General features: G+C 73.4%; 13 protein-coding genes. 6 read left to right on the forward strand and 7 right to left on the reverse strand.

Annotated elements, in window-relative coordinates; translation table 11 throughout:
- From AB7J25_RS26170 to AB7J25_RS26180, 3 genes are all read left to right on the forward strand, one after another.
- Nucleotides 1-471, forward strand: a 471-nt coding sequence (locus AB7J25_RS26170) for an amino acid permease (protein WP_428513201.1), incomplete at its 5' end; no start/stop codon positions are given.
- A gap of 14 nt (nucleotides 472-485) precedes the next feature.
- Nucleotides 486-1,046, forward strand: a complete 561-nt coding sequence (locus AB7J25_RS26175) for a TetR/AcrR family transcriptional regulator (protein WP_428513203.1) — start codon at nucleotides 486-488, stop codon at nucleotides 1,044-1,046.
- Nucleotides 1,047-1,823: 777 nt separating this feature from the next.
- On the forward strand, nucleotides 1,824-3,242 hold the full coding sequence (locus AB7J25_RS26180) for a multicopper oxidase family protein (protein ID WP_428513205.1): 1,419 nt from the start codon (nucleotides 1,824-1,826) through the stop codon (nucleotides 3,240-3,242).
- Nucleotides 3,243-3,255: 13 nt separating this feature from the next.
- On the opposite strand, the gene AB7J25_RS26185 is transcribed toward AB7J25_RS26180, so the two are convergent.
- The 6 genes from AB7J25_RS26185 to AB7J25_RS26210 all read right to left on the reverse strand — a co-directional run bounded on the left by AB7J25_RS26185 (nucleotide 3,256) and on the right by AB7J25_RS26210 (nucleotide 10,605).
- The gene (locus tag AB7J25_RS26185) at nucleotides 3,256-5,205 is read right to left on the reverse strand and encodes an ABC transporter ATP-binding protein (RefSeq protein WP_428513207.1); all 1,950 of its coding nucleotides are present in this window, start codon (nucleotides 5,203-5,205) and stop codon (nucleotides 3,256-3,258) included.
- Nucleotides 5,206-5,314: 109 nt separating this feature from the next.
- A complete protein-coding gene (locus tag AB7J25_RS26190; protein WP_428513209.1) occupies nucleotides 5,315-6,805 on the reverse strand; it encodes an NCS1 family nucleobase:cation symporter-1 in 1,491 nt (496 codons plus the stop codon).
- Nucleotides 6,806-6,935: 130 nt separating this feature from the next.
- Complete coding sequence (locus AB7J25_RS26195) at nucleotides 6,936-7,673, reverse strand: aspartate/glutamate racemase family protein (RefSeq protein WP_428513211.1); 738 nt, start codon at nucleotides 7,671-7,673, stop codon at nucleotides 6,936-6,938.
- Nucleotides 7,661-8,395: a GntR family transcriptional regulator gene (locus AB7J25_RS26200; protein WP_428513213.1), complete on the reverse strand. Its 735-nt coding sequence runs from the start codon at nucleotides 8,393-8,395 to the stop codon at nucleotides 7,661-7,663. Before AB7J25_RS26200 ends, AB7J25_RS26195 begins: the two co-directional genes overlap by 13 nt.
- 154 nt (nucleotides 8,396-8,549) lie before the next feature.
- The gene (locus tag AB7J25_RS26205) at nucleotides 8,550-8,759 is read right to left on the reverse strand and encodes a helix-turn-helix domain-containing protein (RefSeq protein ID WP_428513215.1); all 210 of its coding nucleotides are present in this window, start codon (nucleotides 8,757-8,759) and stop codon (nucleotides 8,550-8,552) included.
- A 223-nt stretch (nucleotides 8,760-8,982) separates the two neighbouring features.
- Nucleotides 8,983-10,605: an ABC-F family ATP-binding cassette domain-containing protein gene (locus AB7J25_RS26210; RefSeq protein WP_428513217.1), complete on the reverse strand. Its 1,623-nt coding sequence runs from the start codon at nucleotides 10,603-10,605 to the stop codon at nucleotides 8,983-8,985.
- 117 nt (nucleotides 10,606-10,722) lie between these two features.
- Here AB7J25_RS26210 and AB7J25_RS26215 point away from each other — a divergent pair, with 117 nt between their 5' ends.
- The 3 genes from AB7J25_RS26215 to AB7J25_RS26225 all read left to right on the forward strand — a co-directional run bounded on the left by AB7J25_RS26215 (nucleotide 10,723) and on the right by AB7J25_RS26225 (nucleotide 15,047).
- The gene (locus AB7J25_RS26215; RefSeq protein ID WP_428513219.1) at nucleotides 10,723-11,529 is read left to right on the forward strand and encodes an SDR family oxidoreductase; all 807 of its coding nucleotides are present in this window, start codon (nucleotides 10,723-10,725) and stop codon (nucleotides 11,527-11,529) included.
- A gap of 148 nt (nucleotides 11,530-11,677) precedes the next feature.
- On the forward strand, nucleotides 11,678-14,458 hold the full coding sequence (locus AB7J25_RS26220) for a LuxR C-terminal-related transcriptional regulator (RefSeq protein ID WP_428513221.1): 2,781 nt from the start codon (nucleotides 11,678-11,680) through the stop codon (nucleotides 14,456-14,458).
- Nucleotides 14,459-14,573: 115 nt separating this feature from the next.
- Nucleotides 14,574-15,047, forward strand: a complete 474-nt coding sequence (locus tag AB7J25_RS26225) for a MarR family winged helix-turn-helix transcriptional regulator (RefSeq protein WP_428513223.1) — start codon at nucleotides 14,574-14,576, stop codon at nucleotides 15,045-15,047.
- A 24-nt stretch (nucleotides 15,048-15,071) separates the two neighbouring features.
- Here AB7J25_RS26225 and AB7J25_RS26230 read toward each other — a convergent pair whose 3' ends face one another.
- On the reverse strand, nucleotides 15,072-15,317 hold the full coding sequence (locus AB7J25_RS26230; RefSeq protein ID WP_428513225.1) for a hypothetical protein: 246 nt from the start codon (nucleotides 15,315-15,317) through the stop codon (nucleotides 15,072-15,074).
- Nucleotides 15,318-15,742 lie beyond the last annotated feature (425 nt).

The following is a 15,742-nucleotide window of genomic DNA, read 5'->3' on the forward strand; positions in this document are numbered from 1 at the left end:
ACGGTGATGATGATCCTCATGCTGGGGCAGGCGCGGGTGGCGTTCGCGATGAGCCGCGACGGGCTGCTGCCGCGCGGCCTCGCGAAGGTGCACCCGCGGTTCGGCACGCCCTACCGCATCACGATCGGCGTCGGCGTCGTCGTGGCCCTCCTCGCCGGGCTGCTGCCGCTGGACGCGCTGGCCGAGCTGGTGAACATCGGCACGCTCTTCGCGTTCGTGCTGGTGGCCATCGCGGTGATCATCCTGCGCCGGACGGCCCCGGACCTGCCGCGGGCGTTCCGCACGCCGTTCGTGCCGGTGCTGCCGATCCTCGCGGTGCTCGCGTGCCTGACGCTGATGATGTTCCTCGCCGTCGACACCTGGCTGCGGTTCCTCGCCTGGATGGTGATCGGGTTGGTCGTCTACTTCGCCTACGGGCGCCGCCACAGCCGTCTGAACCCGGCTTCCCAAGCCGTACGTACGTCTCGCTGAACTATCCTGCGCGGATGCCGCGCGTCAGCACCGACCGGCTCGCCGCCCGTCGCCAGCAGATCCTGGACGGCGCACGCGCCTGCTTCACCCGCCACGGCTACGAGGGTGCGACGGTGCGGCGGCTCGAGGAGGCCACGGGCCTGTCCCGGGGGGCGATCTTCCACCACTTCCGGGACAAGGAGGCCCTGTTCCTCGCGCTCGCCGAGCAGGACGCGCAGCGCATGGCCGACATCGTCGCCGAGCAGGGCCTCGTCCAGGTGATGCGGCTCCTGGTCACCGCACCGGAGACGCAGGACTGGGCGGGCACGTTCCTGGAGGTCGCCCGCCGCGGCCGCACCGAGCCGGCCTTCCGCGAACACTGGGCGGCCCACGCCGAGGCGCTCACCGCCGCGACCCGGTCGCGGCTGGAACGCCAGGCCGCGGCGGGGATCCTGCGCGACGACGTGCCGGTGCCCGTGCTCGCCCGGTACCTGGAGCTGGTGCTGGAGGGCCTGGCGTCGTACCTCGCCACCGGGCGCCCGACGGACGGCCTGGCCGCCGTGCTGGATGTGGTGGAACACGCCGTGCGCCGGTGAGGTGGGGGGCGGCGCGCCGGTGAGGTTCGGCGCGACGCGCCGGTGAAGTTGGGGGCGCGGCGTGCCTGTGGGTGGCGGGCGCCGCCGCGCCGGTCGGAACGGTGGCGGTGTGTCCGCGTCGCCCGGGTCGCCCGGGTCCTCGCACACACCCCGCGGCGCTCGCACACGCCCGGTGGCGCTCGCACACACTGCCGGCGGTATGTGCCACCGCCCGCGGGTGTGTGCCACCGCCCACGCGCGCGGGAACGTCCGGGGCGCGGGCGAGTCCAATGCGGGGTTGCGCCCGCGGGTCCGGGGCGGCCTCGCAGGCTTCGCGCACTCCTCGCAGGCGCTGCAGCCCCTGCGAGGCGGCGCCGGGCCCTGCGAAGAAGCGCGCAGGCCTCTGCGAAGCGGCGCCGGGCCCTGCGAAGAAGCGCGCAGGCCTCTGCGAGACGGAGGCGGGACCTGCGAAGCGGCGCGGGCCCCTGCGAGGTAGGCGCGGGACCTACGAGCTCGGCGCGACCCGGCGAGCCGCCGAGGGCGTGGCCACCGCCCTCCCACAGCGCCCATCGGGCCATCCGACCGGGCCATCCGACCGGGCCCGGAAGACCGGCCCAGAAGACCGGCCCATCAGATCGAACCGGGACGTACCCGGCCCGCCGGATCTGCACGCCGTGACGGCACCCCGACCGGCAGTGATGCGTCCGTTCAGCCGCTGACGAGGATCGTGATCGTCGTCAGACTGCGACACGATCAACGCGGTTGATCGCGTCCACTTCGGTGTGAGGGGGCCCCGTCGTGAACATCCGGATCCTGCGCGTGCTCGCCGCATGCGTCCTGTTGCCCCTCGCGGGATGCGCGGGTGCGCCAGGAGACGCTGCCGCACCCGCCGCTCCGTCGACCGTGAACGTCACGCTGACCGCCGAGGACAAGGCCGTCGAGATCGACGGGAAGACGCTGCAGGCGCGGGTGTTCAACGGCGCCTTCGCTGCGCCCACCATCCGGGTGCGACCCGGCGACTCCCTCGACGTCGAGCTGGTCAACCAGCTGGACGCCCCCGCGAACCTGCACTTCCACGGCATGCACGTCTCGCCGCAGGGCGACTCGGACAACATCTTCCGCCAGACGCCGCCGGGTGCGACCGAGCACTACTCCCTGCAGATCCCACCGGACCACGAGCCGGGCCTGTACTGGTACCACTCGCACATCCACGGGATGAGCGAGGGCCAGGTCTTCGGCGGGCTGTCCGGAATGCTCGTGGTGGAGGGGCTCACCGACCTACTGCCGGACCCGATCCAGGGCGCGACGGAGCAGTACCTCGCGCTGCGTGACTTCCAGGTGCAGGACGGCGCCATCCCCGCAGACAACATCGACTCCGGCGCCCCGACGACGCGCGTGGTCAACGGCGAGGTCGACCCGCGGATGACGATCGCCCCCGGCGAGACCCAGGTGTGGCACGTCGCCAACATCGGCGCGGACATCTGGTACGACGTCGAGCTCACCGGCCACCGGATGTGGGTGATCGCCGAGGACGCGGACCCGGTGTGGGAGGTCTGGGAGGCCGAGCACCTCGTCATGCCGCCGGGGAAGCGCTACGAGGTGCTCGTCCAGGGTGCCGCCCCCGGCACCTACGAGCTCCGCACGCGGGCGTACAACCAGGGCACCACCGGCGACCAGTACCCCGAGGCCCGGCTCGCGACGCTGGTCTCCGAGGGCGCGGCGGTCGAGCGCGCGGAGCTGCCCACCTCACTCATCCCCGAGCGCGACCTGCGCACCGAACCCGTCGCGCAGGATCGGCGGATCGTCTTCACCGAGAAGAACGCCGCCAACGAGTTCTTCATCGACGGCAAGCAGTTCGACCCGACCCGCATCGACGTCACGCCGACGGTCGGCACCGTGGAGCGGTGGACGATCGTCAACCAGACCCAGGAACAGCACCCGTTCCACATCCACATCAACGACTTCCAGGTCGTCTCGATCGACGGCAGGCCCTACGACGCGCGCGGCCACCAGGACACCGTGCCGGTCCCGCAGGGTGGCGAGGTCATGATCCTCAACCCGTTCGACGACTTCACCGGGAAGTACGTCTTCCACTGCCACATCCTCGCCCACGAGGACCTCGGGATGATGGCCGTCGTGGACGTGCTCAACTCCGAGGGCCAGTCCGAGTCGGCGCCGGTGACGCACGGGGGACACACGCCGGCGCCGACGGGCTGACCGCGGCCAGGGGTCAGCCGACCGCGTGCGGCTCCCGGTGCCGCACCGTGCAGCCCTCGATCCCGCACTCGACCGCCCTCACCGGCTCGTCCTCGGCCGGATCGCCCGCGAACTGCGTCCAGTACAGGGTGGCGTAGCGCCCGCCCGCGGCGAGCAGCTCGTCGTGCGTCCCGCGCTCGACGATCCGTCCGCCTTCGACGACCGCGATCTCGTCCGCGGCCCGCACCGTCGAGAGCCGGTGGGCGATGACGATCGCCGTCCGGCCGTCGAGGGCCTCGACGAGCGCGGCCTGCACCGCCGCCTCCGACTCGGAGTCCAGGTGTGCGGTGGCCTCGTCGAGGATCACCACCCGCGGCTTCGCGAGCAGCAGGCGCGCGATCGTGAGGCGCTGGCGCTCGCCGCCGGAGAGCCGGTAGCCCCGCTCCCCCACGACGGTGTCCAGGCCGTCCGGGAGGTCGTCGAGCAGGTCGCCCAGCCGCGCCCGGAGCAGCGCGTCCACGAGCTCCTCGTCCGTGGCGTCGGGAGCGGCGTAGCGGAGGTTGGCGCGGATGGTGTCGTGGAAAAGGTGCCCGTCCTGGGTCACCACCCCGACGGCGCCGCGGACGGCGGCGAACGTCAGGTCGCGCACGTCGATCCCCGAGAGCTCGACGCTGCCCCCGTCCACGTCGTAGAGGCGCGGCACGAGGGCGGCGATGGTGGACTTGCCCGCCCCCGAGGATCCGACGAGCGCGAGGAGCTTGCCGCCGCCGACCTCCAGGCTCACCCCGTGCAGCACCTCGTCGTTCGCGCGGCGGTCCAGCACGGCGACGTCCTCGAGGGAGGCGAGGGAGACCCGCTCGGCGCTGGGGTAGGCGAACCGCACGTCGCGCAGCGCGACCGACACCGGCCCGTCCGGCAGGGCACGCGCCCCGGACTTCTCGGTGATCATGGGCTGCAGGTCGAGGACCTCGAAGACCCGCTCGAACGACACCAGCGCACCCATGACGTCCACGCGGGCGTTGGCCAGCGCCGTCATCGGCGAGTACAGGCGGGTGAGCAGCAGCGCGAGCGTGACGACCGTGCCGGGCGCGATCGCGCCGGTGACGGCGAGGTAGCCGCCCAGCCCGTACACCAGGGCCTGGGCCAGCGCCGAGACCAGCGACAGCGCGGTGACGAACACCCGCGACACCATCGCCGTGCGCACGCCGATGTCGCGCACCCGCTGGGCGCGCTCGCCGAACTCCAGGGCCTCCTCCTCGGGGCGGCCGAAGAGCTTCACGAGCGTGGCGCCGGGCGCGGAGAACCGCTCGGTCATCTGGGTGCTCATGCCGGCGTTGAGGTCCGCGGTCTCGCGCCGCAGGTCGGCGATGGTGCGTCCCATCCGCCGGGCGGGCAGGACGAACACCGGTAGCAGGAGGAGTGCGAGCAGCGTGACCTGCCAGGCCAACGTGATCATGACCGCCAGGGCCAGCGTCAGCTGGATGACGTTGGAGAGCACTGCCGCGAGCGTGGTGGTGACGGCCGACTGGGCGCCGACGACGTCGGAGTTGAGGCGGCTCACCAGCGCGCCGGTGCGGGTGCGGGTGAAGAACGCCACGGGCATGCGCTGGACGTGCTCGAACACCGCGCGGCGCAGGTCCACGATGAGGCCCTCCCCGATCCGGGAGGAGAACCAGCGCGACACGAGCCCGACGACGGCCTCGAGGATCGCGAGCGCGGCGATGCCGGCGGCCAGACCCACGACGACGGCTGCCGCCGCGTCCACCTGCCCGCCCGCGACGATCTCGTTGACCACCCGCCCGGCGAGGATCGGCGTGGCGACGCCGACCCCGGCCGACAGCACGGTGAGCAGCAGGAACGCCGCGAGCCACCCGCGGTAGGGGCGTACGTAGCCCCAGATCCGCGGGATCGTGCCCTTCTTGACCTTCCGCGGCGTGTCCGCCGCCCGCGCCACGCTGCGCAGCATTCCCCAGGCCCGATCCATCCAGCCTCCCGCTTACACCGTTACACCTGCCAGGTGCAACGCCGTCACCACCCGCCATAGTCCCTGGCGGGTGGTGACGGCGCCCGGGCGGGCGCGGGAGGCGCCGCGATCAGACCGTCGCCGTGTCCACCGGGTCCCCCGAGGCCGCCCGGCGCCGCGACAGCGACCAATGCAGGGCGAAGGCCACGCCGGCCCCGATGAACCAGCTGGACGCGGCGGCGTCCGAGGAACCGAGGAAGACCACCAGCATCGCGAGCACCGCGCCCGCGGCCGTCGCGACGACCGCGACGAGGTTGTAGCCGCGCCTGTAGTGGTAGGCACCCGTTGGCTGGAGCGTGTAGAGCGCGTCGACGTCCACCTTCTGCTTCTTCACCAGGTAGTAGTCCGCGATGAGCACGCCGTAGAGCGGGCCGATGAAGGCGCCCAGGGTGTCCAGCGTGTAGTGGATGACCTCGGGGCTCGAGTACAGGTTCCACGGCGTGAGCAGCACCGAGCCGATGGCGGCGATCATGCCGCCGGTGCGCCAGCTGATCTTCTGCGGGTTGACGTTGGAGAAGTCGAACGCCGGTGAGACGAAGTTCGCGACGATGTTGATCCCCACCGTGGCGATCATGAAGGTGAGCGCGCCGAGCACGACGGCGAACGTGTTGTCCAGCCGCGCGACCGTCTCCACGGGGTCGGTGAGCAGTTCGCCGAACACCGGCACGGTCGCGGCCGCCGTGATCACCACGAGGAGCGCGAACACGAGGAAGTTCACCGGCAGGCCGAGGAAGTTGCCCTTCTTCACCGCGGCGAACGACTTGCCGTAGCGGGAGAAGTCGCCGTAGTTGAGCATCGGGCCCGAGAAGTAGGAGACCACGAGCGCGATCGCCGTGAGCATGACCGGCACGACCGCCCAGCCGGTGATGCTGACCTCGGCCAGGTTCAGGTCGATGTTCTCCCACCCGGCCTCCATGACGAGGTAGCCCGCGAGCAGGAACATGACGACGTACACGGCCGGGCCGCAGAAGTCGATGAACCGGCGAATGGCCTCCATTCCCTTCCAGAACACCGCCGCCTGCACGACCCACATGACGAGGAACGCCACCCAGCCGACGAGCGAGAGCCCGGTGAAACCGTAGAGGTCGGCATCCGCGTACGGCGCGAGGCCCGGCCAGAGCTTCAGGGCCACCACCACGAGCGACGCGGAGGCGAGATAGGTCTGGATGCCGTACCAGGCGACCGCGATGAGGCCGCGGATGATCGCGGGGATGTTCGCCCCGAGCACGCCGAAGGACACCCGCGAGATCACCGGGTACGGCGTTCCCGTCGCCTGGCTCGGGCGGGCCACGAGGTTGCACAGGAAGTAGACGATCGTGATGCCGATGAGCAGCGCGATCAGCACCTGCCACGCCGCGAGTCCGAGAGCGAAGAGGCTCCCGGCCGTGAGGTAGCCGCCGACGCTGTGGACGTCGGACATCCAGAACGCAAAGAAGTTGTAGGAGGTCCAGCTCTGCTTCCGAAGCGGTGCGAGATCCTCGTTCGTCAGCCGGGGGTCGTACTCCGGGCTGGTGCGGACGGCGCCCGCGGGCGCCACCGATTCGTCGACGGCTTCGCTCATCTCTTCCCTCCGCGTCGCAGAATTCGACCGTGCGCCGACGGTAGATTCGCGGCGGGACGGGAGAAGAGGGCCGGGAACCGTTGTTCACAGACTCGTTCCACGGGTTCGGCGACCCGAAACATATAATTGGTCAGCGCATCTGGAAGTCCGCGAGCATGCCGGTGTACGGCTTGGCCGGAGGCGGGGCGTACTCGCCCCGGGAACCGGTGGTGAGGCCCAGCGCCACGAGCGTCTCGGCGGTGCGCACCGCCGCCGCCACCCCGTCGACCACCGGCACGCCCACCTCCGCGGCGATGTCCGCGGCGAGATCGGCCATCCCGGCGCAGCCGAGGACGATCGCGTCGCACCCGTCCTCCGCGACCGCGCGGCGGCACTCGTCGGTGATCCGCGCCCGCGCGGCCGACGCGGGGTCCTCCAGTTCGAGCACGGGGATCTCGCACGACCGCACGTTGCGGCAGAAGGGACCGGCGCCGTAGCGCTCGGCGAGGTCCCACGCGCGCCCCGCCGTGCGCGCGAGCGTCGTCACCACGGTGAAGCCGCGGCCGAGGTAGCAGGCGGTGCGCATCGCGGCCTCCGCGACGCCGACGACCGGGCCGCGCGCGAGCTCGCGGGCGGCGTCCAGCCCGGGATCGCCGAAGCAGGCCACGACGTAGGCGTCCGCGCGGCTCTCCCGCTCGGCTCGCGCGATCTCCGCGAGCAGCCCGGGCACGGCGAGCGCCTCGTCGTAGTGGCTCTCGATGGAGGCGGGCCCCATCGACGGCGTCACGGCGTCCACGACGGTGCCCGCGGACGCCGCGACCGCCCCGCACTCCCCGATCAGCGCCGTCATCGACGCGGTGGTGTTCGGGTTGACGATCAGGATCCGCACGCCGGCCATTCCTCCAGGTCGACGAGCACCCGGCGCAGGTGGTCGTGGTGTGCGGCGGCGCAGACCAGGAGCTCCGCGGTGCGGCCCGCGGTGAACGCGGCGAGCATGCCGCGGTGCTCGTCGTGCAGAGCCTCCCGCTCGGCGGGCCCGACGTGCGACATGAGCTGGTAGGGCTCGGTGAGGTTCCAGGCCGCCTCCAGCATGGCCTGCAGCCGGCGCATCCCCGACGGCTCGACGAGCGCGATGTGGAACAGGCGGCTCCCGCGGTGGTAGGCGCGCCCGTCGTCGGCGCGCAGCGCCCGGTCCAGGCCGTCGTGCCGCTCGCGGGCCAGGGCATGGTCCGCCGGCGTGGCCCGGACCGTGGACGACGCGAGCGCGGCCTGCTCCAGGGTGCCGCGTACGACGTAGAGCTCGACGAGCTCGGCGCGGGTGAGCCGGGCGACGCGGTAGGCCCCGCGCGTGCGGTGCTCGACCAGCCCCTCGCCCACCAGGGTCTTCAGCGCCTCCCGTACCGGGATCACGCTGACCCCGAAGACGGCGGCGACGTCCTCGGCCGGGATGGTGAGCCCCGGCGGTGCGTCTCCGGCGAGGATGACCCGGCGCAGCTCGGCGAGTACGCCGTCGGCGCCTGCGGCACGCGGAGCGGCCAGCCGGTCCAGGAACGCCGCGACCTCGCCGGTGGGCGCTCTGCGGGGGCGGCCGCGAGGACCAGGTGCCGTCACGAGCCGTGACGCTACGTCGCGCGTGTTTCCGGCGGGTGACACGGGGTGCGGCCTGATCACGGGGCCGAGATCACTACCGTCCGCCACCGGATGCCGCGAGGGCACCTGCGGGAGTGAGGGGTTCCGGGCGACACCCGGTGGTGTGTGGGACGACCTACTTCTTCTTGGTTCGCGTAGCGCCACCGCGCCCGCGCAGCGTCACTCCCGTCTCGCTGAGCACACGGTGGACAAACCCGTAGGACCGCCCGGTCTGCTCGGCGAGCGCGCGGATGCTCGCGCCCTTCTCGTACTTCTTGCGCAGGTCGGTGGCCAGCTTGTCGCGCTGTGGCCCGGTGATCCGGGCACCCTTCTTGAGGTCTGCCATGCGGACGCACCCCTCCTTTGACCCCTTCGCGGTCACCCGCGACCGATGCACTGTTGCTCCTCGGTCCGGCAATGATCGACCACAGATCACACCGAGGAACAGGAGATCCACTCGGTGATCGGTGAACGGTTGCCCCGAACGGATCACGCGTTCGGGTGATCGGTCGACTGCGGGCGGGCACCCGGAAGTGGACCTTCAGCGGACTCCGCCGTGCGCCGGGCGGTTAGGCCAATTGGACGAGTTCGAGGTAGTCCGCCGACCAATGGTCCTCCGTACCGTCCGGCAGCACGATGACCTTGTCCGGTCGGAGGGCCTCCACGGCCCCCGGATCGTGGGTGACCAGCACGACCGCGCCCGTGAAGCGGCGCAGGGCGTCCAGCACCTGCTCGCGGCTCGCGGGATCGAGGTTGTTCGTCGGCTCGTCGAGCAGCAGCACGTTCGCCGAGCTGGACACCAACCCCGCGAGCGCCAGCCGCGTCTTCTCCCCGCCCGAGAGCGTCCCTGCTGGCTGCTCGAGCTGCTCGCCCGCGAACATGAACGAGCCGAGCAACGTGCGCAGCTGCTGCTCCGGGGTGTCCGGGGAGGCGTGCCGGACGTTCGCCCACACGCTCGCGTCCAGGTCCAGCGTGTCGTGCTCCTGCGCGTAGTAGCCGACCCGCAGGCCGTGGCCGGGCACCACCTCCCCCGCGTCCGGGGTCTCGGTGCCCGCGAGCAGCCGCAGCAGGGTGGTCTTGCCCGCGCCGTTCAGGCCGAGGACGACGACCTTCGCCCCGCGGTCCACGGCCAGGTCCACGCCGGTGAACACCTCGAGCGAGCCGAACGCCTTCGACAGACCCTCGGCCGTGAGCGGGGTGCGCCCGCACGGCGCGGGATCGGGGAAGCGGATCCGGGCCACCCGGTCGCTGCGCCGGGTGGGTTCGAGCCCGGAGAGGAGCTCGTCCGCGCGCCGCGCCATGTTCTTCGCCGCGACGGCCTTGGTGGCCTTCGCACCCATCTTCAGCGCCTGCGCGTGCAGCGCGGCCGCCTTCTTCTCGGCGTTCGCCCGTTCGCGGCGGCGGCGCTTCTCGTCGGTGGCCCGTGCCTCCAGGTAGCGCTTCCAGTCCATGTTGTAGACGTCGACCTCGCTGCGCGTGGCGTCGAGGAACCACACCTTGTTGACGACAGCGGCCAGCAGCTCGGTGTCGTGGCTGATCACGACGAGCCCGCCGGCGTGCGTCTGCAGGAACGAGCGCAGCCACGTGATCGAGTCCGCGTCCAGGTGGTTGGTCGGCTCGTCCAGGAGCAGCGAGGTGGCGCTCTCGGTCCCGCCGTCCGAGGCGGCGAACAGGATCCGGGCCAGCTCCACGCGGCGACGCTGCCCGCCCGACAGCGTGGCGACGGACTGGGTGAGCACCCGGTCCGGCAGGCCGAGGTGCGCGCAGATCCGGGCGGCGTCGCTCTCGGCCGCGTACCCGCCGAGGGCGGAGAACCGCTCCTCGATGCGCCCGTACTCGCGCACCGCCCGCTCGTTCTGCACGCCGTCCACCAGCTCGGCCATCGCCGACTGGGCCTTCTCCATCCGCCGCAGCATCTCGTCGAGTCCACGGGCGGACAGCACCCTGTCCTTCGCGGCGACCGCCAGGTCGCCCTCGCGCGGATCCTGCGGGAGGTAGCCGACCGCGGAGTTCGCCGTCACCGCGCCCGCGTACGGCTCGCCCTCCCCCGCCAGCACCCGCATCATGGTGGTCTTGCCCGCTCCGTTGCGGCCGACGAGGCCGATCCGGTCGCCCGGCTGGACGCGCAGCGTGGCCCCGGACAACAGGATCCGGGACCCGGCACGCAGTTCCAGGTCGGTGGCGGTGATCACGAGAAGGCGCTCCAGATGGGGGTCGGCGGGGCCGGCGCGGGAGACTCGGACCCGGCCGCTACCCGGAGTCCAGGTTACCGGCGTGCGCGACCGGGTTCGGAAAGTAGGGTTCCGGCAATGAGCGACATCACGGCCGTCACCGTCGACCAGCCGTCCGACCTGTCCGGGCGGGCCGCCCTCGTCACCGGCGCGAGCCGCGGCATCGGGCACGCCATCGCCGCCGAGCTGCTCAGCCGCGGCGCCGCGGTGACGATCACCGCCCGCAAGCCGGACGAGCTCGCCGCGGCCGCGGACGAGCTGGTGGCGGGCCCGGCGGGCGGTGACAAGGGCAGGGTGCTGGCCGTCGCGGGCAACGCGGGCTCGGCGGCGGCCCGGGAGGAGGCGGTCGCCCGGACGGTCGAGACGTTCGGCTCGCTCGGCATCCTCGTGAACAACACCGGCATCAACCCGCAGTACGGCCCGCTCGTCGACGCGGACCTCGACGCCGTGCGCAAGATCTTCGACCTCAACGTCGTCGCCGCGCTCGGCTTCGTGCAGCTCGCCCACCGGGCGTGGATGGGCGAGCACGGCGGCGCGATCGTCAACCTCGCCTCCGTCGCGGGCCTGCGGTCCACCGGGGTGATCGGCGCCTACGGCGCGTCCAAGGCCGCGCTGATCCGGCTCACCGAGGAGCTGGCCTGGCAGCTCGGGCCGACGATCCGGGTGAACGCGGTCGCCCCGGCCGTGGTGAAGACGAAGTTCGCCACCGCGCTCTACGCCCGCGGCGAGGAGGAGGTCGCCGCGGCCTACCCCATGAAGCGCCTCGGGACGCCCGAGGACGTCGCCCGCGTGGTGGCCTTCCTCGCTTCCGATGCCGCCGGCTGGATCACCGGCGAGACGGTGCGGATCGACGGCGGGATGCTCGCCACCGGAGGGCTGGGCTGAGCACCCGACCCGGGGCGCGCCGTCCGCACCGGGCGGGTGGTGGGACGCGCCAGGGCCAGCGACCCCCCGACCGGGCGTGCCGATCGGCTTACCCGATCGTCACTTCGGCCCTGTCCGGGAGCGTCGTGACCTCCTAGCCTCGGGAAGCGTGATCGTCGGGGGTGGGGGCGACGCACGGCGAGCGGTGCCCGGCGCGAAGATCGCGGTGCCGCGGGTCCCGCAACCCTTCGTGCCGCGGCCGCGCCTGGTCGCCCGCCTGGACGCGCGGGCGCCGGGCCAGCTCACCGTCGTCAGCGCGCCCGCCGGGTACGGCAAGACGCTCACGCTCGCGGACTGGGCCCGTAGGCGCCCCGAGAGCGTCGCCTGGGTGTCGTTCGACGAGGGCGACAACGACGGCCGCGCGTTCTGGGCGGCGGTGCTCGCCGCGCTCGCGGGCTGCCCGGCCGTGCCCGAGCGGACGTGGCGGGACGCACCGGACCTCCCGCCACACCCCACCACGGACGACGGGTTGGCCGCCACCGTCGTCCCCACGCTGGTCCCCGCGATCGTGCCCCAGATCGTGAACGCCCTCGCCGAGGCGCGGCGGCCCGTGGCACTCGTGCTCGACGACGTCCACGAGATCACCTCCCCGGAGCCGCTGCGCGGGCTCGCCGCCCTGGTCCGGCACCGCCCGCCGCAGCTGCACCTCGTGCTGTCCGGGCGGACGGATCCGCCGCTGCACCTGGCCCGGATGCGCCTTGCCGGGGAGCTGCACGAGGTCCGGGCCCGCGATCTGCGGTTCTCCGTCGAGGAGGCCGCGCTCGTGCTCGCCCAGGCCGACGTGGACGTCCGGCCGGACCAGGTGCGTCTGCTCGTCGAGCAGACCGAGGGATGGCCCGCGGGGGTGCGCATGGCCGCGATGTCGCTGCGCACCCGTGACGACGCGGACCGGTTCCTCATGGACTTCGCCGCGAACGACCGCGCCGTCGCCGAGTACCTGGTCTGCGAGATCCTCGACCGCCTCCCCGCCGACGTCTGCGACCTCCTGCGCGACGTGAGCGTCTGCGACCAGCTCACCGGCGAGCTGGCGGCCACCCTCACGGGACGGGCGGACGCACCCGGCGTGCTCGACGCGCTGGAGGGGCGGACGTCGCTGGTGCTGAGCATGGGCGACGGTCGCACGTCCTACCGGGTGCACCCGCTCCTGCGCGCCCACCTCCGGGCCGATCTGAGGCGGCGCAGGCCCGACCGGCTCGCGGCGCTGCACGCGATCGCCGCGCGGTGGTACCTGCCCGCCGGGCGGCCCACGCTCGCGCTGGCCCACGCCGCCGAGTCCGGGGACCCCGCGCTGCATCTGCGGGTGCTGGCCGAGCAGGCGGTGGCCATGGTCGGGCGCGGGCAGCACGCGCTGCTGAGGCGGCACCTGCGCCGCGCGGGCCCTCCGGCGGACCCACGGGTCGGGCTGCTCTCGGCGCTGCTCGCGGTCGAGGACGGCGACCCGGACGTGGCGCGGGTCGAGCCGGCCCGCGCCCGGCTCCCGGTGGAGCTCCCGCCGGACGTCGCGACCCTGGGGGCGGTCCTCCGCTCGCGGCGGGCCGCGACGGTGGGTGGGCCGCACGCGCTGCTGCGGGTGGCCGCCGAGCTCGCGGTCGCCGCGGCCGTCCCGGCCGCTCACCCGGGCACTGACGAGGGCATTGACGAAGACACTGACGAAGACACTGATGAGGGCACTGACCAGGCCAGCGACCAGGTCACGGCGGCCGTCCCGGCCCTCCTGCTCGACCTCGCGGCCGCGCTGCGCGACCGTGGCGACACCGGGCAGGCCCGCACGGTCGCGCGGGACGCGCTGCGGCAGGCCCGGGAGGCCGGGCTCGGCGTGATCGCCGCCCGCGCGCTGCTCCTGCTGGCCGACCTGGCGGGTGAGGCGGGCGATCACCGCGAGCTGGCCGCGCTCGCCGGACGCGCCGCGGATGCGCTCGCCGCGACCGGCCACGAGTCCCCCGCCGACCTCGTCCACGCCCATGCCCTGCAGGGGCTCGCCGCCCTCCTGGGCGGGGCGCCCGCGGACGCGCTGGACCGGGTCGCACCCGCCTCCCGGTTCGTCGGGTCCGCCGGTCCGGCGGGCGAGGCCCGGCCGGCGCCCCCGGCAGCGCCGCTGCTGCTCGCGGTGCGCGGGACGGCGTCGCTCGACCTCGGGCGGGAGAGCGCGGCCCTGGACGATCTGCGCGGTGCCGGTGCCCTCGCGGCACGTTCCCCGCATCCCGGCGCCACCGTGTGGCTCACCACCGTGGCGGTGCTGGTCCACGCCGGTGCCGTCGCGACGGGTCACCAGCAGCTCGCCCGGACCCTGCTCACGTGGGCGCGCGACGCCGTCGGTGGGGCCGGGGAGCTCCTTCTGCTGCAGGCCCGCCGGCAGGAGCACCGCGGGCGGCACGCGGCGGCTTTCGAGGTGCTCGGCGGCCTGCGCGACGGGAGCGTGCCGGTGCGCTGTCCGTGGACGGTGGCGGAGGCCGAGGTGCTCGCCTGCCGGCTGGCCCTGATCGCCGATCGGCGCACGGCCGCCCGCCAGGCGCTGGAGCGCGCCCTGGAGCAGGTCGCCGCGACCGACGTCGTTCGCCCGCTGGCGGTCGCCTCGCCCGAGGTCGTCGACCTGCTGATCCGCGGGCTGGGCGGCTACGGCGCCCTCGAACCGGTGGCGGTGCGCGCGCTGGAGGCGCACGCCGCGCTTCCCCGGGAGGACGCGCCCGTGCGCCTCACCGACCGCGAGCGCGCCGTGCTGCGGCTCCTCCCGACGCAGCGGTCGATCCACGAGATCGCCGAGGACCTCACGGTCTCGGAGAGCACCGTGAAGACCCACGTGCGCGCCATCTACGGCAAGCTCGGCGTCAACTCCCGCCGTGAGGCCGTCGCGGTCGCGCACCGGCGCGGCGTGATCGAGCTGTACGGCTAGGCTCCTGCCGGGCATCCGTCGACGCTCGCGGTGAACGCGAGGAGGGCACGGTCGGCCCGGGCCCGCGAGCGGCATCTCCGGGATCCCGGGTGCTTCGAGTCGTAGCCTTTTCTCTATGGCACGCTCCGGCGCCGATCTCGCCCTGTCCCTGCTCGGCGGCTTCCGGACCCTCGTCGACGCCGCGATCGTCGAGCTGGCCCGGCGCGGTCACCCCGACGTGCGGCCCGTGCACGACTTCGCCATGCGGGCCATCGTCGCGGGCGCGGACAGCGCCTCCGACCTGGGCCGCCACCTCTCGATCACCAAGCAGTCGGCGGCGAAGACCATCGCGGTGCTGCTGGAGCGCGGCTACGTCACCCGCGAGCCGGATCCCCACGACGCCCGCCGCAAACGTCTCCAGGTCACCGAGCTCGGCCTCGAGGTCCTGCGTACCGGCGAGGAGATCTTCGACGAGCTGCGGGACACCTGGGCCCAGCGGATCGGTGCGGAAGAGCTCGACACCTTCGAGTCTCAGCTGGCGACGCTCGTGGGCACGCTGCCCGTACGCTTCGACACCCCCGGCTGGATCGCGCGGGAGCTCGGCGACTGACGGTCCCCGTCGACCGGTCGCGGCCTAGCCGGCCCGGCCGCCCTCCTGGGCCGCCTCCTGGGCCCCGCGCACCTCGTGCATCGACACGACCCGCAGGCCGAGCGCCTGGATCTGCGCGAGCACGCCGTGCAGCTGGGCGTCGTCGGCCACCGTGCCGACGATGATCGTCTCGGGAGCGGCCTCCTCGACGGACATGTCGGGGAAGGCCGCACGGGTGTGGTCGGTCGGCTGACCGGCGACGCGGAACTCGATGCGGCGCGCTGCCGCCATCGGCGACCTCCCTCCGAGGAGGAACGGAGCGGCCTGCGGGGCGACCGCAGGCCACGGACCGCGACATCGTCGCCCGACCGCGGGGATCGCCGCGTCGTCCGGTCGGGATGAGGTCATGCCGCGGGCCTCCGGGAGCGCGGGGCCGCCCGGATCCACGCCACCCGGTGATCTCCCCCGGTACGGGCGAGGCGTCCCGGACGGCGCCGCCAGATGATCGTCGGCGATGCCGTGCGCCGCCGTCGCAGTGGTGACGAACCGGCGCCGAGGACCGGGTGCCCGTGCGGCCCCGGACCACCGACGAGGAGTTTCAATGACCGTGTCAAGCCGCTGTGGCTGCCGGGGCCGGTGCCTCGGTGGTGAAGCGGCGGTTGTCGCGGACCAGGGCCCAGACGAGGTCGACCAGCCGGCGGGCGAGCGCGATCAAC

It is taken from the genome of Pseudonocardia sp., assembly GCF_050246655.1.
GTDB lineage: Bacteria > Actinomycetota > Actinomycetes > Mycobacteriales > Pseudonocardiaceae > Pseudonocardia.

What these genes read in the sequence shown, in the direction of transcription:
- AB7J25_RS26175 (WP_428513203.1), top strand. Translation starts at nt 486, where the DNA reads ATGCCGCGCGTCAGCACCGACCGGCTCGCCGCCCGTCGCCAGCAGATC.
- AB7J25_RS26185 (WP_428513207.1), bottom strand. Translation starts at nt 5,205, where the DNA reads ATGGATCGGGCCTGGGGAATGCTGCGCAGCGTGGCGCGGGCGGCGGAC.
- AB7J25_RS26190 (WP_428513209.1), bottom strand. Translation starts at nt 6,805, where the DNA reads ATGAGCGAAGCCGTCGACGAATCGGTGGCGCCCGCGGGCGCCGTCCGC.
- AB7J25_RS26205 (WP_428513215.1), bottom strand. Translation starts at nt 8,759, where the DNA reads ATGGCAGACCTCAAGAAGGGTGCCCGGATCACCGGGCCACAGCGCGAC.
- AB7J25_RS26215 (WP_428513219.1), top strand. Translation starts at nt 10,723, where the DNA reads ATGAGCGACATCACGGCCGTCACCGTCGACCAGCCGTCCGACCTGTCC.
- AB7J25_RS26225 (WP_428513223.1), top strand. Translation starts at nt 14,574, where the DNA reads ATGGCACGCTCCGGCGCCGATCTCGCCCTGTCCCTGCTCGGCGGCTTC.
- AB7J25_RS26230 (WP_428513225.1), bottom strand. Translation starts at nt 15,317, where the DNA reads ATGGCGGCAGCGCGCCGCATCGAGTTCCGCGTCGCCGGTCAGCCGACC.